The sequence below is a fragment of the Streptomyces sp. WAC 06738 genome (genome assembly GCF_003945505.1).
Classification (GTDB): Bacteria; Actinomycetota; Actinomycetes; order Streptomycetales; family Streptomycetaceae; genus Streptomyces.
On the sequence record NZ_CP029618.1, the window covers coordinates 6,393,320 to 6,415,432 of the forward strand.

Below are 22,113 nucleotides of genomic sequence, written 5' to 3' on the forward strand. Positions count from 1 at the left end.
GGCGCGCGGCCCCGCACGGGGCCCGCGGCCTCCGGGCCACCGGGGCGGCGGCGTCAGGACCAGGTGGCGACGTAGTAACCCACGCCGTACGGCGCCTCGTTGTACAGCAGCGCTCCGCGCAGGGCGGCGCTCTCCGCCGCGCCCGCGGCGACCTGCCAGCCGGCGCGGCCCGCGGCCTGCAGCTCCGCGGCCAGCTCCGCGTCCAGCGCCGCCAGTGCGGCGGCGTCCGCGGCGCCGAGCGCGCGGGCCGCCTCGGCGTCGAAGCCGGCGGCGCGCTCGTCGTAGTAGCCGGGGGCCTTCTGCGTACGGCGCGCACTGCCGTCGCCCAGCACCAGCAGCGCCACCCGCCCGGCCCGCGCGGCGATCTCCCGGCCCGCCGCCGCGCAGCGCTCGCCCGCCAGCGGCTCGCCGACGCCCAGCCCTTCCACGGGGGCGCCGTTCCACTCCGCCCGCTCCAGCAGCCAGGCGCCCACCGCGAGCGACGGCGGCAGCTCCCGTCCGCCGGGCTCCCGCTCCGCGTCGCCGGCCGGCCCGAGCCGTACCGCGAGATCCACCCCGTAGCCCCGGAACGACCCCTCGGCCCCCTGCGGATACGGGCCCCGCCCGGACTCCGCCGCGGGCCCGACGACGACCAGCAGGTCCGGCCGCGCCGCCGCCAGCACCCCCACCGCGTCCATACACGCCGCTCTGAGCGCCTCCAGCTCGCCGGCGGCACCAGAGGCCACCTCGGGCACCAGCAGGGGCGGACACGGGCAGCAGGCGGCGGCGACGAGCATGAACCGCAGCCTAGCCGCCCCACCTCCGGGGACCCCGGCGCGTCCGGCGATCACGGCAGGACGTCCCCGGGAGCTGCCCTACGCGCGCGTACGTCGCACGCGGCGCAGCGGGACGGGCCGTACGGAATCAGGGCTTTCCGGGCGCACCCGGCGGGACCGGTCAGTGCGCCGCGCAGCCCTGCGCCGCCGGCAGCGGATCCGGGACGCCCACCTTCGGCAGGCCCAGCAGCACGCCCGTGCCGCCCGCGTCGGGCGCCGCCTGCCGCGCCGCCCAGGCGTCGCCGGAGCGCGTGCGGCGTACCGCCCGCGGCGGGGCCTCCGCCAGCAGGTGGTGCGGCGCCGCATACGTGATCTCGACGGTCGCCATGTCGCCCGGCCGCACCGGCTCCTCCGGCCGCGCGAAGTGCACCAGCCGGTTGTCGGGCGCCCGTCCCGACAGCCGCCGCGTGGCGCCGTCCTTGCGGCCCTCGCCCTCGGCGACCATGACCTCCAGCACCCGGCCGACCTGCTTCTTGTTCTCGCCCCAGGAGATGTCCTCCTGGAGGGCGACCAGCCGCTCGTACCGCTCCTGCACGACCGCCTTGGGCACCTGCCCCGCCATCTCCGCCGCCGGCGTCCCCGGCCGCTTGGAGTACTGGAAGGTGAACGCCTGCGCGAAGCGCGCCTCGCGCACCACGTGCAGCGTCTGCTCGAAGTCCGCCTCGGTCTCGCCGGGGAAGCCGACGATGATGTCCGTGGTGATCGCCGCGTCCGGGATCGCGGCCCGTACCTTCTCGATGATCCCCAGGTACCGCTCCTGCCGGTACGAACGCCGCATCGCGCGCAGCACCGTGTCCGAGCCGGACTGCAGCGGCATGTGCAACTGCGGCATCACGTTCGGCGTCTCGGCCATGGCCTCGATCACGTCGTCGGTGAAGTCCCGCGGGTGCGGCGAGGTGAAGCGCACCCGCTCCAGACCCTCGATCCGCCCGCAGGCCCGCAGCAGCTTGCCGAACGCCTGCCGGTCGCCGATGTCGGACCCGTACGCGTTGACGTTCTGCCCCAGCAGCGTGATCTCGCTGACGCCTTCGGACACCAGCGCCTCGACCTCGGCGAGGATGTCGCCGCTGCGGCGGTCCTTCTCCTTGCCGCGCAGCGCCGGGACGATGCAGAACGTGCAGGTGTTGTTGCACCCGACGGAGACCGAGACCCACGCGGCGTACGGGCTCTCCCGCCGCGTCGGCAGCGTGGAGGGGAACGCCTCCAGGGACTCGGCGATCTCGACCTGCGCCTCGCGGGCCACCCGCGCGCGCTCCAGCAGCACCGGCAGCTTGCCGACGTTGTGCGTGCCGAAGACCACGTCGACGTACGGGGCGCGGCTCACGATCGTGTCGCGGTCCTTCTGCGCGAGGCAGCCGCCGACCGCGATCTGCATGCCGGGCTTCGCGGCCTTCTTCGGCGCGAGCTGGCCGAGGTTGCCGTACAGCCGGTTGTCGGCATTCTCCCGTACCGCGCAGGTGTTGAACACGACCACGTCCGCGGTGCCGGCGTCCGGCTCCGCGCGGACGTAGCCCGCCTCCTCAAGCAGCCCCGACATCCGTTCGCTGTCGTGGACGTTCATCTGGCAACCGAACGTCCTGACCTCGTACGTGCGCGGCTGTGCGACTTCCTCGGGCATGCCAGCGATCATCCAAACGGCGACGGGGGGTTCACGGACGGGCCGCCGGGGCGGCCCGTCCGTCAGTCTACGACTTCGGCGACCGCCTCAGTCGGCCTGTCCCGCGGGGGCATACCGCCTCAGCTCGGCGGCCAGTTCCTCGTGGACCAGGGCCTTGAGCAGCGTGCCCGCGGCGATGTGCTCCTCCACGAGCACCTCGCCCTCGTCGTGCACGCGCGAGACGAGCCCGCCCTTCGTGTATGGCACGACGGCCTCGATCTCGACCTGCGGGCGCGGCAGCTCCACGTCGATGAGCGCCTTCAGCTCCTCGATGCCCTCGCCGGTCGACGCCGAGACCGCGATCGCCCGCGGCTCCATGCGCAGCAGCCGGCGGAGCACGTCCGGGTCCGCGATGTCCGCCTTGTTGATCACCACGATCTCGGGCACGGACGTCGCGCCCACGTCGCGGATCACCTCGCGGACGCTGACGAGCTGCTCCTCGGGCGCCGGGTGGGACCCGTCGACCACGTGCAGGATCAGGTCGGCGTCGCCGACCTCCTCCATGGTGGAGCGGAACGCCTCGACGAGGTGGTGCGGCAGGTGCCGGACGAAGCCGACGGTGTCCGCCAGCGTGTAGAGCCGGCCGCTGGGCGTCTCCGCCCTGCGCACGGTCGGGTCGAGGGTGGCGAACAGCGCGTTCTCCACCAGCACGCCCGCGCCCGTGAGCCGGTTGAGCAGCGAGGACTTGCCCGCGTTCGTGTAGCCGGCGATCGCCGCCGACGGCACCTTGTGCCGCTTGCGCTCCTGCCGCTTGACGTCCCGGCCGGTCTTCATGTCGGCGATCTCCCGGCGGAGCTTCGCCATCTTCTCGCGGATGCGCCGCCGGTCCGTCTCGATCTTCGTCTCACCGGGGCCGCGGGTGGCCATGCCGCCGCCCGCCGAGCCCGAGCCGCCGCCGCCCATCTGCCGGGAGAGCGACTGACCCCAGCCGCGCAGCCGCGGCAGCATGTACTGCATCTGCGCGAGCGCGACCTGCGCCTTGCCCTCGCGGGACTTGGCGTGCTGGGCGAAGATGTCGAGGATCAGCGCGGTGCGGTCCACGACCTTGACCTTGACGACGTCTTCGAGGTGGATGAGCTGGCCGGGGCTGAGCTCACCGTCGCAGACGACCGTGTCGGCCGCGGTCTCGACCACGATGTCGCGCAGCTCCAGCGCCTTGCCGGAGCCGATGTACGTCGCGGGGTCGGGCTTCTCGCGGCGCTGCACCACGCCGTCGAGGACGAGCGCGCCGGCCGTCTCGGCGAGCGCGGCCAGCTCTGCCAGCGAGTTCTCGGCCTCCTGGGCCGTACCGGAGGTCCACACGCCGACGAGCACGACCCGCTCCAGCCGGAGCTGCCGGTACTCGACCTCGGTGACGTCCTCCAGCTCGGTCGAGAGACCGACGACGCGGCGCAGCGCCGCACGGTCCTCGCGGTCGAACTGATCGCCGTCGCGATCGGCGTCGGATCCGGGACTCCACGCGGCTTCGGCTTCCATGAGGGCGTCGGCACGCAGGCCTTCCGGGAGACGCTGATCGTCCTGGGGAAGGTGGGTGGGAGAAGTCATCGGATCCTTGTCTGTGAGAGCGGTTCTCTGCTTCTGCGACAACGCCCCGCAGACCCGGAGGATTCCCCGCACGGCGGGCGTCGTGGCATCCACGATGGTCGCACGCTGCCGCACGGGCGTCACCCGCTTTACCGCCCGCGGGGCCCGCCGGGACGCCCCGGCGGGCCCCGCGGGCAGGGCGGCTCAGCGCGCCGGCTTCCCGGCCTCCGGGGGCCTGGCGCCCTTCGCGGGCCCGGCGGGCGCGGCGGCCTTCCCGGGCGTCGCGGGCTTCGCCGCCTTCCAGCCGGGGTGGCCCGGCATCGGCGGGGTGCGCTCGCCGTACAGCCAGGAGTGCAGGAAGTCCTCCAGGTCGCGGCCGGCGACCTCGGAGGCGAGGGCGACGAAGTCCGCGGTGCCGGCGGTGCCGTCCCGGTGGCGCGTCACCCACGCCCGCTCCAGCTCCTCGAAGGCCGGCGCCCCGATCTCCTGGCGCAGCGCGTACAGCACCAGCGCGCTGCCGTCGTAGACGACCGGGCGGAACAGCTCCAGTTGGCCGCCGTCCGCGGGCCGCCGCGGCGCGGCCGGCGGGCCGCCTGCCCGCCGCCAGCCGTCGGACTGCCCGTACGCCGCGCGCATCCGGCGCACCAGGCTGCCGCGGTCATGCCGCTCGTCGGTGAACAGCGCCTCGTACCAGGTGGCATGGCCCTCGTTCAGCCACAGATCCGACCACCTGCGCGGCGTCACGCTGTTGCCGAACCACTGGTGCGCCAGCTCGTGCACGAGGACGCCCTCGGCGCGCTTCGGGTGCTGGGCGACGGCCCGCAGGAAGTCGCGGCCGAAGACCGACAGCGTCTGCGTCTCCAGCGCGAAGTTCAGCGGCGCGTCCACGGACAGCACGCCGTACGACTCCAGCGGATAGCGGCCCACGTACCGCTCCATCCAGGCGATCTGCGCGGACGTGCGGTCGACGACGGGGCGGGCGGTGCGCCGGTCGCGCACGGGGACGACGTGGCGCAGCGGCAGCCCGTGCGGGCCGGTGCCGCGCAGCACGGCGGAGCGGCCGATGGAGACCTGCGCCAGCTCAGTGGCCATGGGGTGCGCGGTGCGGTACGTCCACGTGGTGCGCGCGCCGGCGCGCTCGCGGGACAGGCGCAGGCCGCCCGCGACGACCGTGAGGTCCTGGGGCGCGGTGACGCGGAAGGTGAAGCGGGCCTTGTCCGCGGGGTGGTCGTTGCCGGGGAAGACGCGGTGCGCGGCGTCGGCCTGGTTGGCCATCGCCAGCCCGTCCTTCGTACGGATCCAGCCGCCGCCGTTGCCGCGGGGGTCGCTGGTGTGCCGTACGGCGATGCGCAGCGGCTCTCCCGGGTGCAGCGTGCGCCCGGGGGTGACGACGAGGTCCTCGCCCGCGCGCGCGTGGGCGGCGGGGCGGCCGTTGACGGTGACGTCGCGGACGGTGCCGTGGGTGAAGTCGAGGTTGATGCGGGGCAGCCGGCCGGTGACGCGGGCCGTGATCTCGGTGCGGGCGGTCAGCGGGGCGTCGTTGCGGCCGGGGTAGGTGAGGGCGATGTCGTAGCCGAGGACGTCGTAGCCGGGGTTGCCGAGGTGCGGGAAGAGCGGGTCTCCGATGCCGGCGGGGCGGGGTGGGCCGTCCTGCGCGCCGGTACGGCCGGGGGCGGCCGGCGCGGTGGAGACGGCCGGTGCGGCCGGGGCGGCGGCCAGGGTGGCGAGGACGGCGGCGGCGAGCAGGGCGTGGCGCAGCGGACGGCGCGGGCGGACGGAGCGGAGCATGCGCTACCGCTATCAGCGGGCGACCCCCGCGTGCCGCCGACGCGGCAGCGGTGCACTCTAACGAGTGCGGGCGCGCAGCCCGGGCGCCTGCCCCTCCGCGCCCGCGGGGTGCTGGGCGCGGGAGACGTCGTACACCCCCGGCACCTTGCGCATCGCGCGCATCAGCCCCGGCAGCCCCGCCGGGTCGGGGAGCTGCAGCGTGTACGTGTGCCGGACGCGCTGCTCGTGCGGCGGCTCGACGTCGGCGGCGACGATGGCGACGCCCTCCGCGGCGATGGCCTCGGTGAGGTCGGCGAGCAGATGGGCCCGTACGAACGCCTCCGCCTTCAGCGTCACCCGCAGGTCGGCGGGTGGTGCGCCCTCGCCCGTACGCCAGTGGACCCGCAGCTCGCGGCGGCCGGCGGCGGCCATCCGGGCCACGGTGGCGCACTGCGCCCGGTGTACGGCGACGACGGCGCCGCCGCGGATGACGAACCCGGTGACGGCGTCGGGGGGCACGGGCGTACAGCAGCGGGCGAGGCGGGGCGTGGCGCCCGGCAGCTCGGCAACGGCGGGCTCGGCGGCGCGCGGGATGCCGTCGGCCGGTGCGTCGCCGGGGGGTGCGTCGTCTGCCGGTGCGCCGTCTGTGGCTACGTCGTCTCCCGGTGCGTCGGCCGCCGGTACGCCGGCGGGGGCGGCGGCCTCGCCGTGGGCGGGGGAGCCGGGCGCGGCGGGGGCGGCCGGGACGTAGTCGGCCGGGAGGGGGATCGCCGCGTCGGCGGGCTGCGCCGCCGGGTGGTCCCCCAGCCAGCGGGTAATCGCGATGCGCGCCGCGGGCGTCTGCGCGTGGTCCAGCCACTCCGGCGCGGGCCCCGACGCCTCCGGCGCCAGCAGCAGCGTCACCGCGTCGCCGTCCCGCAGCCGGGTCCCGAGGCCGGCGAGGCGCCCGTTGACGCGCGCGCCCACCAGCGTGTGCGCCGTCTCCCCGTGGCGCGCGTACGCCGCGTCCACACAACTGGCGCCCGCGGGCAGCACCAACGGCCCGCCCGGGTCGCAGAAGACCGTGATCTCCTGGTCGGGGGCGAGGTCTTCGCGTAAGGCGGACCAGAAGGCGTCGGGGTCGGGAGTGGCGCGCTGCCACTCGAGCAGCCGCTTCAGCCAGTCGCCCACCTGGCCGGCCGCGGGCCGCGCCAGCGGGCTGGCCAGCGCCACCACGCCGGCCTCCGCGACGCGGTGCATCTGCCGGCTGCGTACCAGCGTCTCGACGACGTACCCGCGCTGGTCGGCGACGGCCGTGTGCAGCGACTGGTAGAGGTTGAACTTCGGTACCGCGATGAAGTCCTTGAACTCCGCGGGCACGGGCTTGAAACAGGTGTGCAACTCGCCCAGCACCGCGTAGCAGTCGGCCGCCTCCGGCACCAGCACCAGCAGCCGGCCGAAGTCCGTCCCGCGCAGCTCGCCGCGCTTCTGCAGCACCCGGTGCACCGAGACGATGTGCCGCGGCCGGATGGCGACTTCCGCGGTGATGCCGGCGGCGTGCAGGACCTCGCGCATCTCGGCCGCCGTCTGTTCCAGCGGGTCCGGCCTCCCGGCGTTCGCGAGCAGCAACTCACGGCTGCGCGCGTAGTCCTCGGGATGCAGGACGGCGAAGACCAGGTCCTCCAGCTCGGTCTTGATCGCCTGCACGCCCAGCCGCTCGGCCAGCGGGATCAGCACATCGTGCGTCACGCGCGCGATGCGCACCTGTTTCTCCCGGCGCATCACGCCCAGCGTGCGCATGTTGTGCAGCCGGTCCGCGAGCTTGATCGACATCACCCGCACGTCGCTGCCGGTCGCCACCAGCATCTTGCGGAACGTCTCGGGCTCGGCGGCGGCCCCGTAGTCGACCTTCTCCAGCTTCGTGACGCCGTCGACGAGGTACGCCACCTCCTCGCCGAAGCCCGACCGCACCTGATCGAGCGTCACCTCGGTGTCCTCGACCGTGTCGTGGAGCAGCGAGGCCGTCAACGTCGTGGTCTCGGCGCCGAGTTCGGCCAGGATGAGGGTGACCGCCAGCGGATGAGTGATGTACGGGTCGCCGCTCTTGCGCATCTGGCCCCGGTGCGCGTCCTCGGCGAGCAGATACGCCGTACGCAGCGTGCGGATGTCGGCGTCGGGATAGAACCCGCGGTGCGCCTTGGCCACATGCTCCAAGGCGTGCGGCAGACCGTCCCGCGACGACGCGCCGCCCAGCAGGGCCACCCGGCCCAGCCGGCGGAGATCGAGGCGGGCCCTGCCGCGTCGGCGGGAACCGCCCGCCGGATTGCCCGGACTGTGGACCTCTGCGCTCAATCGGCACCTCCGGCAGCTCACCGGCTCCCGTGCCGGTACTTGATGCTACCGAGCCCATCACGCAGTGAGATGCGGCTCTCGCCCAGCGTGGTCCAGATCACCCATTCGAGCGATCGGCCCTTGCGGATGCGTCGATTGCCGCCAGCGAACGACGTACCTGGTTGCGGTCGGTCGTATACCAGAAGTCCGGCATGGAGGCGCGGAGATAGCTCCCGTAACGGGCCGTCGCCAGCCGCGGGTCGAGCACCGCGACGACGCCGCGGTCGCCCGTGGCCCGTACGAGCCGGCCCGCGCCCTGCGCCATGAGCAGCGCCGCGTGCGTCGCCGCGACCGCCATGAAGCCGTTGCCCCCGGCCTTCTCCACGGCCTCCTGCCGCGCGGTGGCCAGCGGGTCGTCGGGGCGGGGGAAGGGGATGCGGTCCATCACCACCAACTGGCAGCCGGCGCCCGGGACGTCGACGCCCTGCCACAGCGACAGACTGCCGAACAGGCACGTCGCCTCGTCCGCCGCGAAGCGCTTGATCAGCTCGCCGAGCGTCTCCTCGCCCTGCAGCAGCACCGGGACGTCGAGCCGGCCGCGCAGCTCCGTGGCCGCCGCCTCGGCGGCCCGCTTGGAGGAGAAGAGGCCCAGCGTGCGCCCGCCGGCCGCCTCCACCAGCTCCGCCAGCTCGTCGAGCATGTCCTTGCGCGTGCCGTCCCGGCCCGGCCGCTCCAGATGCTTGGCGACGTAGAGGATGCCCTGCTTGCGGTACTCGAAGGGGGAGCCGACGTCGAGCCCCTTCCAGACGGGGGCGCCCTCCTCGCTGCTGCCCTCCGGCGGAAGCCCCAGCGAGGCGCCGATCCCCGCGAAGTCGCCGCCCAGCTTGAGCGTCGCCGAGGTGAGCGTCACCGAGCGGTCGCTGAACACCTTCTCGCGCACCAGTCCCGACACCGACAGCGGCGCCACCCGCAGCGACGCACCGAACCTGTCGTGCCGCTCGAACCACACCACGTCGAACTCCGAGCCCTGCGTGATCCGCTCGGCGACCTCCTGCACGTTCTCCACCGAGGCGAGCGCGAGCCGGCGCACCACGTCCTCGTCCTGCACGGAGGAGTCCCGGGTCGTGCCCAGCGCGGAGATGACCGTACGGGAGGCGTCCCGCAGCGCCAGCAGCGCGTACCCCAGATCCTCGGGGACCGGCTCCAGGCGGCCCGGCAGCGCCAGCTCCATCAGCCGCTCGAAGCTCTCCGCGGCCGTCTGCAGGGCGTCCGCCGCCTTCTCGTTGACCAGCTTCGCCGACAGCCGCACCGCGCGGTTGACCCGCCCGGGAGTCAGCTCGCCGGTGGCCACGCCGGTCACCCGGGAGACCAGCTCGTGCGCCTCGTCGACGATGAGCACCTCGTGCGGCGGGAGCACCGGGGCGCCCTCCAGGGCGTCGATGGCCAGCAGCGCGTGGTTCGTGACCACCACCTCCGCCAGCTTCGCCCGCTCCCGCGCCGCCTCCGCGAAGCACTCCGGGCCGTACGCGCAGCGCGCCGCGCCCAGGCACTCCCGGGCCGACACCGAGACCTGCGACCAGGCGCGGTCCGAGACGCCCGGCGTCAGCGAGTCACGGTCGCCGCTCTCCGTCTCGTCCGCCCAGTCGCGCAGCCGCAGCAGATCCTGGCCGAGCTTGCTCGACGGCTGCGACGACGCGCTCTCGAACGGGTCGAAGAGCCCGGCGCCCAGGTCCGGGTCGTCCTGCGGCACGCCCTCGTGCACCCGGTGCAGACAGAGGTAGTTCGACCGCCCCTTCAGCGTGGCGAACTCCGGACGGCGGCGCAGCCGCGGATGCAGCGCCTCCACCGTGCGCGGCAGATCGCGCTCGACGAGCTGCCGCTGCAGCGCCAGCGTCGCCGTCGCGATCACGACCCGCTCGCCGTGCGCCAGGGCCGGCACCAGGTAGCCCAGCGACTTGCCCGTCCCCGTCCCCGCCTGCGCCAGCAGGTGCGAGCCGTCCGCGATCGCCTCCGCGACCGCCTCGGCCATCGCCACCTGGCCCTCCCGCTCGACGCCGCCGACGGCGGCCACGGCCGCATGGAGCAGTTCGCGCAGCTCGCTGCGGTCGTCGGAGCCGTCGTGCGTGGGGGTACCGGCGCCTTCGTCGGGCGCGAGGACGTTCTGGTCTGCCATGGCACGCAACCCTAAGGGGCGGCACTGACAGTGACGGCCGTCACGTCGAGTGAAGAGGGTTGGGTACGGTGCCGTCCACGGCGGCGTGCGGGCGCCGGGCCCGGTCGCGGTAGCCGTCGAGGTAGAGCCGGTTCCGGTTCAGGCAGAGCCGGTCGATGCGCGGCGCGAGCAGGTCGAAGAGCGCGAAGCGCTCCTTCAGCTCGGGGAACCGCCGCTGGTAGCGCAGGATCTCCGCCCGTACGAGGCCGAAGAACTCCGCCTCCGGCACGCCCAGTTCGTCCGCGCACAGCGGCGCCAGATAGCGGAAGACGCCGACGAAGAGCCCCGAGTGGATGAACTGCGGCAGGAACTCCGGCGGTTCCGTCAGCAGCGTGCGGCGTACGTCGCCCGGCATCCCGGCGTGCTCCGGCAGCGGCTTGGAGCTGACGTTGACGTCGTCGACGAAGTCCTTCACCGCCAGCCGCACCGGCACGTCCGCACCGTCGAAGACCACCACGGCGTTCTCGCCGTGCGGCGAGAAGACGGTGCCGTAGCGGTACAGGAAGTGCAGCAGCGGCGGCAGCAGGGCGGCGAAGAGCCGCGCCAGCCACGCGCGGGGCGCGAGCCCCGAGCGGCGTACCAGCTCGGCCGTGAGCGAATGCCCGCCGGCGTCCGTCCACAGCAGCGCCGCCAGCGTCCTGGCCCGCTCCCCGGGGTCCAGCAGCGGGCCGACGGGCTCCCGCCAGATGCAGCCCAGCAGCTCGCGGTACTGGTACGGGACGCCCGGCAGGGAGTCGTAGAGCGGATGGCGCACCGTCACGCTCGCGGTCTCGCCGAGCAGCAGGACGCGCGTCTCCTCGGCGAGGAAGGGGTCCGCGTCCCGCATGCCGTGCACCCAGCGTGTGACCGCGGGGGCCGCGAGGGTGCGCTCGGTGGGCAGGCCGCGCCAGACCAGGGTGTTGAGCACGGACAGCGGCAGCTTGACGGAACGTGCCTGCGGGCGGCTGAGGTTGAGGAACGTACGCACCGACTGCTGCGGCAGCCACATGTCGGCGGGGCCGGCGTCCGGCGGCAGCGGGATCACGAGCCCGGCGGCGACCTGCGGTGCGTAGAGCGTGGCGACGGTCTCGTCCCACTGCCACGGATGCACGGGCAGCCACAGGTACGCATCCGGGTCCCGGCCGGCCGCGGCGACCGCGGCGGCGAACCCCGCGCGCGTGGTGTCCCCCAGCTCCTGCGCGTACAGGTCCTCGGGGCGGGCGAGGGCGGGCACGCCGCGGTACTCGGCGAGCGAGCGGTGCACCGCCAGCCACGGCAGCCGCCGCGGGAGGCGGGCCTCCGGGGCGTACGCGGCGGCGTCGGCGGCGGAGAAGCCGATGCGCCCCTTGTTGGCCACGAGCCACGGGTGGCCGGTCTGGTGGCCCTCCAGCTCGGCGTAGCCGAGGTCGGCGAGGCGGGCGGCGGACGGGGCGCCGCGGGCGAGGCGGACGTCAGCGGCGAGGGTCGCGGTCAGCTCCCGGATCAGGTGGCCGGTGGTGTCGCCGGCCAGCCGCAGGAGGCCGTCGTGCGCCTGCGCGAGGAAGCGCAGCGGGTCGCCGTCGGGGGTGAGGGAGCCGGGATCGACGCGCCAGTGGCCGTACGGTCCGCGGCGGGCGGTGAAGTGGTAGGTCACCTCGTCGGTGACCGGGAGGCGGTAGGGGTACCGGCCGTGGCCGGCGGGGCCGGGACGGGGCCCGGGTTCCGGCGCGGGGGCCGGGTCGGGCTCCGGGGTGACTATGCCCTCATAGGCGAACTCGCCCAGCATCTTGGCGAGCAGCCGGCGGGCCGCCAGGTCCCAGTCGGTTCTGCGGGTGGTATTCGCGGCGTCGGACAAGGGCGTTGGCTCCTCTCCGTCCTACGGCAGGCCGGGCCGGGGCGGCCCGGGCGGGCTCGGGGGCGGGCCCGGCGGCGGCGCGGGACCGGCGCGGGTCCCGCCGTCGTCGTGGCCGTCGCTGTCAATGTCGCGCAGCGCGCGCTCCCGCACCATCAGCGCCGCACGCTTGTCGGGCAGTGCCAGCTCCTCCTGGAAGTGGAAACCGGCGTTCAGAAAGGCGGCGACCGACGGCACGTTGTGCACGTCCGGCTCGGCGAGCACCCGCCCGCACCGCGGGGCGTGGGCGAACACCAGGTCGCTGACCGCGCGGATCAGCAGGGAACCGAGCCCCCGGCCGCGGTCGGCACCGCCGCCGAGGAGCAGATGGACCCCCGTGTCGTACGGGAGCGCGCGGTAGTACCCGGCGAGCGGGTCGCGGTCCGCGCGGTAGACCTCCCAGTAGCTCATCCGCACGCCGTCCAGGACACCGAAACAGGGCACGCTGTGGCCCGCCTCCCACTGCGCCCGCACATGCCGCGCGGTGACCTCGACCGGACCCGCGAGCTTCCAGAAGGCGGCCACCGACGGGTCGTTCATCCAGTTGTGCAGGAGCGTCAGGTCGCGCTCCGGCTCGGCCGCGTCGACGGGCTCCAGACGGAACGGGCCGGCGGGGGTTCCGGCGGGCGACCAGCAAGTGATGTCGTACGGCGCGGGGGACCGGGCGGCGCCCCTGAGGAGCCGGGCGAGGCCGACGCCGAAGTCGATGGTGTCGTCGGGGAGCAGCTCCGGGGGCCCGGTGGAGGTCGGGGGATCGGGTGACACGGTGCCTCTTCTCGTCGTACGGAAGGGAGTCGAGGGGCGGTCAGGAGAGCAGCGGGTTGGGGACGGTGACGTAGACGGACTGCGTGTCCACCGGGCCGACTAGCTCGTCCAGGCCGTGCACGCGGGTCAGCAGATTGGCCTTGCAGCGCAGCGTCCCGCCGCTCAGCAGCCGTTCGGCCAGCGCGCAGCGGCCCCCGGCCGCGGCGGACTGCTCCAGGAAGCGGCGGAAGGCGGCGAGCAGCACGCGCTCGTCGACCAGTTCCGCGGCGCCGAAGGCGCCGACGAGGCCGAGGACGTTGTTGACTCCCACGTAGTAGGTGAAGCGCTCGTCCGTCACGTCGTCCGGGACGAACGTGTCGCTGGCCGCGCCCAGGCCCGGCAGCCGGCGCTCCAGCTCGGCGCGGCGGGACTCGCGGAAGTAGTACCCCTGGTTGTCCCGGTACCGGCCGCCGGCCGGCCAGCCGTCCGCGTCGAGGAGCAGCACGGTGTTCTGCTGGTGCGCCTCGAGCGCCACGCCCGCCTCGGAGTCCAGCCACATCACGGGCCGCACGACCACCTCCAGGTAGCGCAGGAACCACTCCGCGGCCACCGCCGCCGCACCCTGCCCCGTGCGGTCGGCCAACTGCCCGACGACCTCCTGCAGACGCGAGCGCATCGCCCCCTTCGGCGACCGCGGCACCGGGGACGTCAGCGCCGCGACGCACAGCGCGTCGTCCTGCGCCGCGAACGGCTGGTGCCGTACGACCGCGTCCAGACCCGCGACCGGCTCGCCCGCCGGCGTGTCGACCGCCAGCCACGCCGGATCCCGTACGACGTCGAAGCCCGGTGCGCCGGGGAAGCCGCCGGGGAACGACGCCTGCCACTCCTTGCCGAGGCCGGCGCGCAGCAGCCGGTGCACCTCCGTGCCGCGGTGCAGCTCCTTGCGGAGGTTCTCGCGGCGGGAGTTGGTGATCCGCACGCCGAGGGAGAGCTTCAGCATCGCGGGCGCGCCGGGGCGGTAGAGCGTCCTCACCGACGCGGTCGGGTGCCAGGGGTCGCCGTGCGGACCCAGGTCGCGCAGCAGACCGGCGTCGAAGAGCGCGGCGATGCCGGGGCGCTCGCGGACCTCGCGGGCCTGCCACGGGTGCACGGGCAGCGGCGTACAGCCCGGCGGCACGCGCAGCCCGGGGCCCGCCAGCCGGGCGGCCAGCTCGCGCGCGGGCACGCCCTTGCCGCGCTCGGTCCACGCCGAGTCGCAGGCGAGGACGCTGTCGTGGACGGCGAGCCAGTGCAGCGGGAAACTGCCGCGCAGCTCGGGGGAGTAGCGCCGGGCCTCCGCCTCGGAGAGCCCCTCGCGGCTCTTGGGCGTCGGGTGCAGGGGGTGGCCGAGGAGCAGGGACTGCTCGCCGGTGAGGAACGGGTCCGCGGTCGGGGGCGGGGAGCCGGCGCGGCGGGCGGTGAGGAACACCGCGGTGTGCCGTACGGAGTCCGCGACGCGGCCGACGAGGTCGGCGCCGCCGCCGGCCGGCCCGGGCGCGGTACGCGCGCCGCTGCCGTCGGCGCCGGCGGCCTGCGCGGCGGCGTACGCGGCCTCCCGGCTCAGCAGCGACGCCAGGGTCACGGCGTCCAGCGGAGGCGCGTCCTTGGGGGCGCCGTGGAGCACGGGCCGCCCGAAGCGGTGCCAGCCAGCCGCCGACCAGTACCGCACCGGGACGCGCAGGCACGCACCGCTGGCGGGCAGCAGCAGCCGCAGCGTGCCGTTCTCCGGCTCCGCCACGCCCTGTTCGCGCACCCAGCAGCGCAGCAGGTTCTCGGTCCCCGCCGCGTCGGCGGCGGCCTTGGGGTCCGGGTGCTCCAGCGGGTCGGGCTCGGGCTGCCCGCCGCCGCCCTCGGCGCCGCGCCGGTACTGACGGGGCACCGCGGGCTCGATGAGCCGGGCCAGCCGCCGGCGCACCGGGGGCCGGCCGCTGCCGGCGGGGAGTTCGTCGCCGGCGGGCTTCGCGTTCACAGACGTGCACCTCGGGATGGGTCGCGTACGGGATCGAGCGTCCCCGGGCCGCACGGAGGGGCCGGGGAGGAGGGACGAAGGACCCGGCGCAGGGGGCGCGGCGGGGGCGTGGCGCGTACGGCAGACGCGCGCGTGCACGTCCGCTGCGCGAACCGCGGGCACAGCCCCACCCCCTCGCACCGGATACGGGTCCGCATCCCCCGCCCCTACCAACGACGCACCCGCCGCAGGAACACGGCCCGCCGCCAAGATCCTTGGGCCCGGTGGAACCACGGGGCCCGGTGCGGCCGTCCCCAACGGCACCGGCATAGTGGGGGCTCGTGTCCCGCCGGGGCACCTGTGCAGAGAACTGGGGGATTCGATCCATGCCCGCCAACGGGAAACGTCGTATACCGAGAAAGGCGCTGGCCGCGGCGGCCCTCGCGGTCACGCTGGCGCTGACCGCCGGTGCCTGCGAGGACGGCGGAGGTGACAGCGGCGCCGACGACAAGCAGCAGGAGTCGCAGGCGCCCGAGAAGGAACTGGCGCTCCCCGAGGGGATCCCGGACGCGCTGAAGAACCTCGACCTGGACAAGTGGAGGGACGGCGGCTGGGAGGACTGGGCCAAGGAGGACTGGCTGCGCGACGCGCGCGAGTTCGTCAACCCGATCATCGAGGACCTCTGGGACCCCGACCGGATGTGGGACGCCGAGCAGCCGCCCAGCCGGGTCGACGAGGACGACGTGTCCGGGGACCAGGGCGTCACCGACCCGGAGCCGGCGCCGGTCGAGGCCGTCGAGGCGGCCACGCCGTACGACGAGTCGCAGCCCGCCGCCGGGAAGATCTTCTTCGACACCCCCGAGGGCCCCATGGTCTGCTCCGGCACCGTGGTCGCCGACCCGGCCAACCCGGGCAAGTCCAACCTGGTGGCCACCGCCGGCCACTGCGTGCACAAGGGCTCCGACGGCGGCTGGTGGCGCAACGTCATCTTCGTGCCCTCCTTCAACCCCGAGGGCAAGACCGTCGCCGAGCTGGAGGCCGAGCAGGCGACCGAGGCCGACATCGCGCCCAAGGGCACGTTCTGGGCCGAGGAGGCCCGTACGACCGACGAGTGGATCTCCGAGGGCAAGTCGCAGGGCGGCGTGGGCGCCCCGTACGACTTCGCCGTGCTGAAGGTCCAGCCGAAGGACGGCGGCGGGCAGTCCCTGGAGGAGGCCGTCGGCGCCTCGGTGCCCGTCTGGTTCGACGCCCCGGCCGTGAAGGACGTCGGTGACCTGACCGCCACCGGCTACCCGGCGGCCGCGCCGTACGACGGCGGGCGCCTCTACTCCTGCACCGACGCGCCGGGCCGGCTGTCGATCCAGGCGTCGCAGCCCACGATGTACCGCATCGGCTGCACCATGACCGCCGGCGCCTCCGGCGGCGGCTGGACCGCGTCGAACGGCGGCGAGGAGCAGCTCGTGTCCGTCACGTCGATCGGCCCGCTGCAGGCCACCTGGCTCGCCGGGCCGCGGCTGGACAAGGAGGCCAAGGCGGTCTTCGACGAGGTGAGCGGCGGCTAGCCCGCCCGTACCGTACGGCCCCGCGCTGCCGCGCCGGGCCGTACGCAAGCCCGCAGGCGCGCCGGGCTCCCGCCGGGAGTCCGGCGCGCTGGCCGTGCCGGGCCCCGGTTTGGCAGGATCGCCGCGTGGTCCACTCCGTCCCGCGCCGCCTCGGCAGGCGCCGAGCGCTGCAGGCCGCCGTGGCGACGGCGGCCGTGCTCGGGCTGCTCCTGTGGTGGCTGCTGCCGCTGGGCGGCAGCGGCAGCCCGGCGGGCAAGGTGGTCTTCGCCACCGGGGTGCGCTCGGGCGTGTACGCGGAGTACGGGCGGCTGCTGCGCGAAGGGCTCGCCCGGGACGAGCCGGACCTCGACGTACGGCTGCACACCAGCCAGGGCTCCATCGACAACCTGCGCAAGGTCACCGCGGGCCGCGCCGACTTCGCCATCGCCACCGCCGACTCCGTGGCCACGTACCGCCGCGACCGGCTGCCCGGCTGGCAGGGGCTGCGCGCGGTGGCCCGGCTCTACGACGACTACGTGCAGCTCGTCGTCCTGCGCGACTCGCCCGTGCGGCACGCCGCCGACCTGCGCGGCCTCAAGGTCGGCGTCGGCGAGGACGGCTCCGGTGTCCAACTGATCACCCGGCGGCTGCTGTCGGCGGCCGGGCTCGACTTCGACGAGGACGTGACGGCGGTACGCGAGGGCCTCGACACGATGCCGGGACTCCTGCGCGACCGGGAGATCGACGCCTTCTTCTGGTCCGGCGGCCTGCCCACGGAAGCCGTCGAACGCCTGGCGCAGCAGACCGAGATCGAACTCGTACCGCTCGGCGACCTTCTCGGCCCCCTCCATGCCCAGGGCGAACTGGCCCGCTACTACCGCGCCGCGGTCATGCCGCCCGACGCCTACCCGACGGTCCAGCGCGACACCGCCGTGCCGACGCTCGCGGTGGCGAACCTGCTGGTCACCACCGACCGGGAGGACCCCCGGCTGACGGAGAGCGTGACCAGCACGGTGATACGGGACCGGGACCGGATCGGCCGCGTGGTGCACGCCGCCCAGCGGGTCGACCTGCGCACGGCGGTCTTCACCGACCCGCTGGAGCTGCACGAGGGGGCGGCCCGCTACTACCGGCAGGAGAAGCCGTAGGGCCGGAAGCCGCCCCGGGCGGATGACATCCGGGGTGGACGGACGGCAGTCGCTCACGGACGGCGGGCAAGGAACACGAACTCCTTTCCCGGCCGGTCGGGCGCGTCGCGGACGTCCTCCACCGCGTAGCCGTGGGCGGCAAGGTCCTGCTCGACCTCCTCCCGCCCGCGGAACCGCAGGGTCGAATCCGAGGTCAGCACCCGGCCGTCGGCGGCGAACTCGTAGGTCCAGCGGAAGGTCACCAGCGGCAGGTCCACCTCGATCAGCTCGACCCAGCTCGCGACCGAGCCGGCACCCGGGACCTCCGTCACGCGCGAGGAGCGCTCGCGGGTCCACTCCTCCCAGGCGCGCCGTGCCGGGTCCCGGGTCTCGAAGACCAGGTGCCCGCCGGGCCGCAGCGCGGCGCGGGCCCCGCGCAGGGTCTCGTTCCACGTCTGCGGATCGGCGATCGCCTGGGCGACGTTCGCCGTCATCGTCGCGAGGTCGGCCCGCAGCGGTGGGAGCGCGGTCGCGTCGCCGCAGATCCAGCGCACCCGCTCACCGCCCGGTTTGGCGCGGGCGACGTCGATGGACGCCTGGGCGGGATCGACGCCGACGACCTCGATCCCGCGGTCGGCCAGGAGGTGCGCGAACACCCCCGTGCCGCAGCCGATGTCCAGCACCCGGCGGGCGCCGAACTCGTCGGTGAGCCGCAGGTAGGCGTCGAGATCGCGGCGGTCGGGGTGGAGCGGGTCGTAGATCGCGGCGAGCCGTGGATGCGCGAAACAGTCGTCGGCCATGCGGCCGAACCTAGGCTGCGCGGGGCCGGCGCGGCCACCGGGTTTGAGGCGGCGAGAGCGCACGGGCACGGGGGGACGCACGGGGCGGATGGGTCCGGCGGTGCGGGTTGACAGCTAAATCGAACATAGGTTCCCATGAGGGATCGGCCGGGTTTTCCCCAGGCCGGCCCGACGCGAGGCGCGTTGTCAGTGGCAGGCGCTAGCGTCGTGGACGTGAAGCGATCGACTCAGACATCCCGGGTGGAACCCATGGCAGCGACTGACCGCGAGAAGGCGCTCGACGCCGCACTCGCCCAGATTGAACGGCAATTCGGCAAGGGTGCCGTGATGCGCCTCGGCGAGCGGCCGAACGAGCCCGTGGAAGTCATCCCCACCGGGTCGACCGCGCTCGACGTGGCGCTCGGTGTGGGCGGCCTGCCGCGCGGCCGCGTGGTGGAGGTGTACGGGCCGGAGTCCTCCGGCAAGACGACCCTGACGCTGCACGCGGTGGCCAACGCGCAGCGGGCCGGCGGCACGGTCGCGTTCGTCGACGCGGAGCACGCCCTCGACCCGGAGTATGCGAAGAAGCTCGGCGTCGACATCGACTCCCTCATCCTCTCCCAGCCCGACAACGGCGAACAGGCGCTGGAGATCGCGGACATGCTCGTCCGCTCCGGCGCGCTCGACCTGATCGTCATCGACTCGGTCGCGGCCCTCGTGCCGCGCGCGGAGATCGAGGGCGAGATGGGCGACTCCCACGTCGGCCTGCAGGCCCGGCTGATGAGCCAGGCCCTGCGGAAGATCACCAGCGCGCTGAACCAGTCGAAGACCACCGCGATCTTCATCAACCAGTTGCGCGAGAAGATCGGCGTGATGTTCGGCTCGCCCGAGACCACCACCGGCGGCAAGGCGCTGAAGTTCTATGCCTCGGTGCGGCTGGACATCCGGCGCATCGAGACGCTCAAGGACGGCACGGAGCCCGTCGGCAACCGCACGCGCGTGAAGGTCGTGAAGAACAAGGTCGCGCCGCCCTTCAAGCAGGCCGAGTTCGACATCCTCTACGGGCAGGGCATCAGCCGCGAGGGCGGCCTGATCGACATGGGCGTGGAGCACGGCTTCATCCGCAAGTCCGGCGCCTGGTACACGCACGAGGGCGACCAGCTCGGCCAGGGCAAGGAGAACGCGCGGACGTTCCTGAAGGACAACCCCGACCTGGCCGACGAGATCGAGAGGCGGATCAAGGAGAAGCTGGGCATCGGCCCGAAGCAGGAGAGCCCGGAGGGCGAGCCGGGTGCGGACGCGGCCGCCGGTCCCGCCGCGCCCGCGGAGGGTGCCGCCCCCGCGGGCAAGAAGACGGTGCCGGCGCCGGCCAAGACCGCGAAGGCGGCCAAGGCCGCGGCCAAGAGCTGATCCGTGGTCCGGCGCACCGACTGGCCGCTCCCGCCCCCGGACGACGGCCGCCCCCCGTTCGGGGGCGGCCCGGAGGACGGCGCCGCCCCGCCGGGCGGGCGCCGGCGGGGCGGCCGGGGCCCGGCGGCGTACGGCGAAGGGGACGGGCCCGACGGCGCCCGGCCGGAGGACGGGGAGTACGGGCCGGAGGAGGACCCTGACGGCTCCGGCGGACCGGGGCAGCCCGGCCGGTCCGGGCGCGGCGGGGCCTCCCGGCGGCGCTCGCGGGGCCGCCGGGAGCCCTCCGAGGACCGGGTGCGGGAGACGTCGCTCAGCCCGGAGGAACGGGCGCGGGCGATCTGCCTGCGGCTGCTCACCGGGTCGCCGCGCACCCGCAAGCAGCTCGCGGACGCGCTGGCCAAGCGTGACGTCGACGCCGAGGTGGCGGAGGCCGTGCTCGACCGCCTCGAAGCGGCCGGGCTGATCGACGACGCGGCGTTCGCCGGTGCCTGGGTGGAGTCCCGGCACCACGGCCGCGGTCTCGCCCGCCGCGCGCTCGCGCGCGAACTGCGCACCCGGGGCGTGGCGGCCCCGGTGGTCGACGAGGCGGTGGGCCGGCTCGACGCGGACACCGAGGAGGAGACGGCCCGCGAGCTGGTCGCCCGCAAGCTCCGCGCCACCCGCGGCCTCGACCGCGACAAGCGCGTCCGCCGCCTCGCGGGCATGCTGGCCCGCCGGGGCTACGGGGAGGGGCTGGCGATCCGCGTCGTCCGTGAGGCGCTGGAGGCGGAGGGCGAGGAGGCGGAGGACCTGCTGGCGGACTGAGCGGCGTAGGGCCGAAGGCGCCGGGGATGCCCCGGCGCGGCGTCCAAGACGGCCGTCGCGCGGGCCGCGTTGCCGGGCTCAGCGTCGGAGACGGCCTCGGCGGGCCGAGCTGCCCCGGCGTACGGGCAGGAGGGCCGGGCAGGAAGGGGCTCTGTGCTGCCGTCAGTGCCTGGCCCGGCAGACCTGAGCGGGCCGGAGTCGTACGGACCCCGGTGCGGGCCGGGGGCGGTGTCCTCGCCGCCCGTACCCGCCGTGCGTACCTGTGCCGTACGCGAGGCCGTGCCTCCGCCGTGCGCGCGTGTCCGGCCGCCGCCGCGGCCGGTTCGCGACACTCCGCGCCGCGCGAGGCGGCGGCCCGGGGGCCAGGTCCCGGGCCGGATATGCCGTGCCGGGTGTCAGACCCGGCGGAGGACCGCGACGACCTTGCCGAGGATCGTCGCCTCGTCGCCCGGAATCGGCTGGTACGCCGCGTTGTGCGGGAGCAGCCACACGTGGCCGTCCTCGCGCTTGAAGCGCTTCACTGTGGCCTCGCCGTCCAGCATCGCGGCGACGATGTCGCCGTTCTCGGCGACCGGCTGGCGGCGCACCGCGACCCAGTCCCCGTCGCAGATCGCCGCGTCGATCATCGAGTCGCCGACGACCTTCAGCACGAAGAGCTCACCGTCGCCGACGAGCTGCCGGGGCAGCGGGAACACGTCCTCGACCGACTCCTCGGCGAGGATCGGGCCACCGGCGGCGATCCGGCCGACCAGCGGCACATACGACGCGGCGGGCTTGCCCGTGGTGTCGGTGGCCGCCTGGGTGGTGGGCGTGTCCGCGCCGCGCACCTCGTACGCCCGCGGCCGGTGCGGGTCCCGGCGGAGGAAGCCCTTGCGCTCCAGGGCCATGAGCTGGTGCGCGACGGACGAGGTGGACGAGAGGCCGACGGCCTGGCCGATCTCGCGCATCGACGGCGGGTAGCCGCGGCGCTGCACCGAGTCGCGAATGACCTCGATGACGCGGCGCTGCCGCTCGGTCAGGCCCGAGCTGTCGGCCCTGATGCCCGGCGGACGCCCGGGCATGGAGCGCTTGGGTGGCTGCGCCTCGCCCTCACGGCCGTCCCCGGAAGGCGGCGTGAGCTGCGGCTCTGCTGCCTGCTGGGGCCGTTCGTGGGCGGCGATGGCTGTGGTGTCTGCGGTAGTGGTCACGTCGGCGGGCCCCTCTCGAGACGGGTCTCTCTCTCGTAGGACCAACGGTAGTTGCTTTCGAAAGGTTGCGCCAAACACACGTTCGAGTGAAAAACTTCGGTTTCACTTCCGTGATCCATCAACTGGGTGTAAAGCGCTGGCCTGATGGCTGAGCGCCGCCCGCCGCACCGCCCCGCGCCGGCCTGCCGCCGCGCGGGTACCAGGTGCCGCCCCGTCGGCGCGGGGGGTGCCGTCCAGCTTGTCACCCCCGCCCCTCCCGTGTCGCGGTCCGCGCGCTCACGTAGGCTGCCGATGTCGTGCGCGGTGCCCTGTCCCGCGCCCCGCCCGATCTCGTGGCGCGGCAACACGCTCTCCGCATCTCAATGGCAGCCAAACCCCAGATCTAGTGGTTAGATGGGTG

The 22,113-nt window shown here is 74.6% G+C and carries 15 protein-coding genes; 4 read left to right on the top strand and 11 right to left on the bottom strand.

Annotated elements, in window-relative coordinates:
* Nucleotides 1-53 precede the first annotated feature (53 nt).
* The 9 genes from DMB38_RS28065 to DMB38_RS28105 form a co-directional block, all read right to left on the bottom strand.
* Entirely contained in the window at nucleotides 54-776 is a 723-nt protein-coding gene (locus DMB38_RS28065) for a class III extradiol dioxygenase subunit B-like domain-containing protein (RefSeq protein WP_125937479.1), read from the bottom strand.
* A gap of 160 nt (nucleotides 777-936) precedes the next feature.
* A complete protein-coding gene (miaB, locus tag DMB38_RS28070) occupies nucleotides 937-2,433 on the bottom strand; it encodes a tRNA (N6-isopentenyl adenosine(37)-C2)-methylthiotransferase MiaB (RefSeq protein WP_125937480.1) in 1,497 nt (498 codons plus the stop codon).
* Between the two features lie 87 nt (nucleotides 2,434-2,520).
* Nucleotides 2,521-4,017, bottom strand: a complete 1,497-nt coding sequence (gene hflX, locus DMB38_RS28075) for a GTPase HflX (RefSeq protein WP_125937481.1) — start codon at nucleotides 4,015-4,017, stop codon at nucleotides 2,521-2,523.
* Nucleotides 4,018-4,200: 183 nt separating this feature from the next.
* Nucleotides 4,201-5,784, bottom strand: a complete 1,584-nt coding sequence (locus DMB38_RS28080; RefSeq protein ID WP_240662506.1) for a M1 family metallopeptidase — start codon at nucleotides 5,782-5,784, stop codon at nucleotides 4,201-4,203.
* 57 nt (nucleotides 5,785-5,841) lie between these two features.
* Nucleotides 5,842-8,094, bottom strand: coding sequence for an HD domain-containing protein (locus tag DMB38_RS28085; RefSeq protein ID WP_125937482.1), 2,253 nt, complete (start codon nucleotides 8,092-8,094; stop codon nucleotides 5,842-5,844).
* A gap of 97 nt (nucleotides 8,095-8,191) precedes the next feature.
* A complete protein-coding gene (locus DMB38_RS28090) occupies nucleotides 8,192-10,246 on the bottom strand; it encodes an ATP-dependent DNA helicase (RefSeq protein ID WP_240662507.1) in 2,055 nt (684 codons plus the stop codon).
* A 40-nt stretch (nucleotides 10,247-10,286) separates the two neighbouring features.
* Entirely contained in the window at nucleotides 10,287-12,098 is a 1,812-nt protein-coding gene (locus DMB38_RS28095; protein WP_125937483.1) for an IucA/IucC family protein, read from the bottom strand.
* Between the two features lie 21 nt (nucleotides 12,099-12,119).
* Complete coding sequence (locus tag DMB38_RS28100; protein WP_125937484.1) at nucleotides 12,120-12,899, bottom strand: GNAT family N-acetyltransferase; 780 nt, start codon at nucleotides 12,897-12,899, stop codon at nucleotides 12,120-12,122.
* Between the two features lie 40 nt (nucleotides 12,900-12,939).
* Entirely contained in the window at nucleotides 12,940-14,886 is a 1,947-nt protein-coding gene (locus DMB38_RS28105) for an IucA/IucC family protein (RefSeq protein WP_125937485.1), read from the bottom strand.
* 365 nt (nucleotides 14,887-15,251) lie between these two features.
* Between DMB38_RS28105 and DMB38_RS28110 the strand changes: the two genes are divergently transcribed.
* Both DMB38_RS28110 and DMB38_RS28115 read left to right on the top strand, forming a co-directional pair.
* Nucleotides 15,252-16,427, top strand: coding sequence for a hypothetical protein (locus DMB38_RS28110; protein ID WP_125937486.1), 1,176 nt, complete (start codon nucleotides 15,252-15,254; stop codon nucleotides 16,425-16,427).
* Nucleotides 16,428-16,552: 125 nt separating this feature from the next.
* Nucleotides 16,553-17,554 (top strand): TAXI family TRAP transporter solute-binding subunit, encoded by a 1,002-nt coding sequence (locus tag DMB38_RS28115; protein ID WP_125937487.1) that lies wholly within the window; start codon nucleotides 16,553-16,555, stop codon nucleotides 17,552-17,554.
* Nucleotides 17,555-17,607: 53 nt separating this feature from the next.
* Here DMB38_RS28115 and DMB38_RS28120 read toward each other — a convergent pair whose 3' ends face one another.
* Nucleotides 17,608-18,333: a class I SAM-dependent methyltransferase gene (locus DMB38_RS28120; RefSeq protein WP_125937488.1), complete on the bottom strand. Its 726-nt coding sequence runs from the start codon at nucleotides 18,331-18,333 to the stop codon at nucleotides 17,608-17,610.
* A gap of 249 nt (nucleotides 18,334-18,582) precedes the next feature.
* Here DMB38_RS28120 and recA point away from each other — a divergent pair, with 249 nt between their 5' ends.
* A complete protein-coding gene (gene recA, locus DMB38_RS28125) occupies nucleotides 18,583-19,722 on the top strand; it encodes a recombinase RecA (RefSeq protein WP_047018456.1) in 1,140 nt (379 codons plus the stop codon).
* Nucleotides 19,723-19,725: 3 nt separating this feature from the next.
* Nucleotides 19,726-20,526, top strand: a complete 801-nt coding sequence (gene recX, locus DMB38_RS28130; RefSeq protein ID WP_125937489.1) for a recombination regulator RecX — start codon at nucleotides 19,726-19,728, stop codon at nucleotides 20,524-20,526.
* Nucleotides 20,527-20,921: 395 nt separating this feature from the next.
* Here the strand turns inward: recX and lexA are convergent, their stop codons facing one another.
* Entirely contained in the window at nucleotides 20,922-21,713 is a 792-nt protein-coding gene (lexA, locus tag DMB38_RS28135; RefSeq protein WP_125937490.1) for a transcriptional repressor LexA, read from the bottom strand.
* Nucleotides 21,714-22,113 lie beyond the last annotated feature (400 nt).

What these genes read in the sequence shown, in the direction of transcription:
- DMB38_RS28065 (WP_125937479.1), bottom strand. Translation starts at nt 776, where the DNA reads ATGCTCGTCGCCGCCGCCTGCTGCCCGTGTCCGCCCCTGCTGGTGCCC.
- miaB (WP_125937480.1), bottom strand. Translation starts at nt 2,433, where the DNA reads ATGCCCGAGGAAGTCGCACAGCCGCGCACGTACGAGGTCAGGACGTTC.
- hflX (WP_125937481.1), bottom strand. Translation starts at nt 4,017, where the DNA reads ATGACTTCTCCCACCCACCTTCCCCAGGACGATCAGCGTCTCCCGGAA.
- DMB38_RS28080 (WP_240662506.1), bottom strand. Translation starts at nt 5,784, where the DNA reads ATGCTCCGCTCCGTCCGCCCGCGCCGTCCGCTGCGCCACGCCCTGCTC.
- DMB38_RS28090 (WP_240662507.1), bottom strand. Translation starts at nt 10,246, where the DNA reads ATGGCAGACCAGAACGTCCTCGCGCCCGACGAAGGCGCCGGTACCCCC.
- DMB38_RS28110 (WP_125937486.1), top strand. Translation starts at nt 15,252, where the DNA reads ATGCCCGCCAACGGGAAACGTCGTATACCGAGAAAGGCGCTGGCCGCG.
- DMB38_RS28120 (WP_125937488.1), bottom strand. Translation starts at nt 18,333, where the DNA reads ATGGCCGACGACTGTTTCGCGCATCCACGGCTCGCCGCGATCTACGAC.
- recA (WP_047018456.1), top strand. Translation starts at nt 18,583, where the DNA reads ATGGCAGCGACTGACCGCGAGAAGGCGCTCGACGCCGCACTCGCCCAG.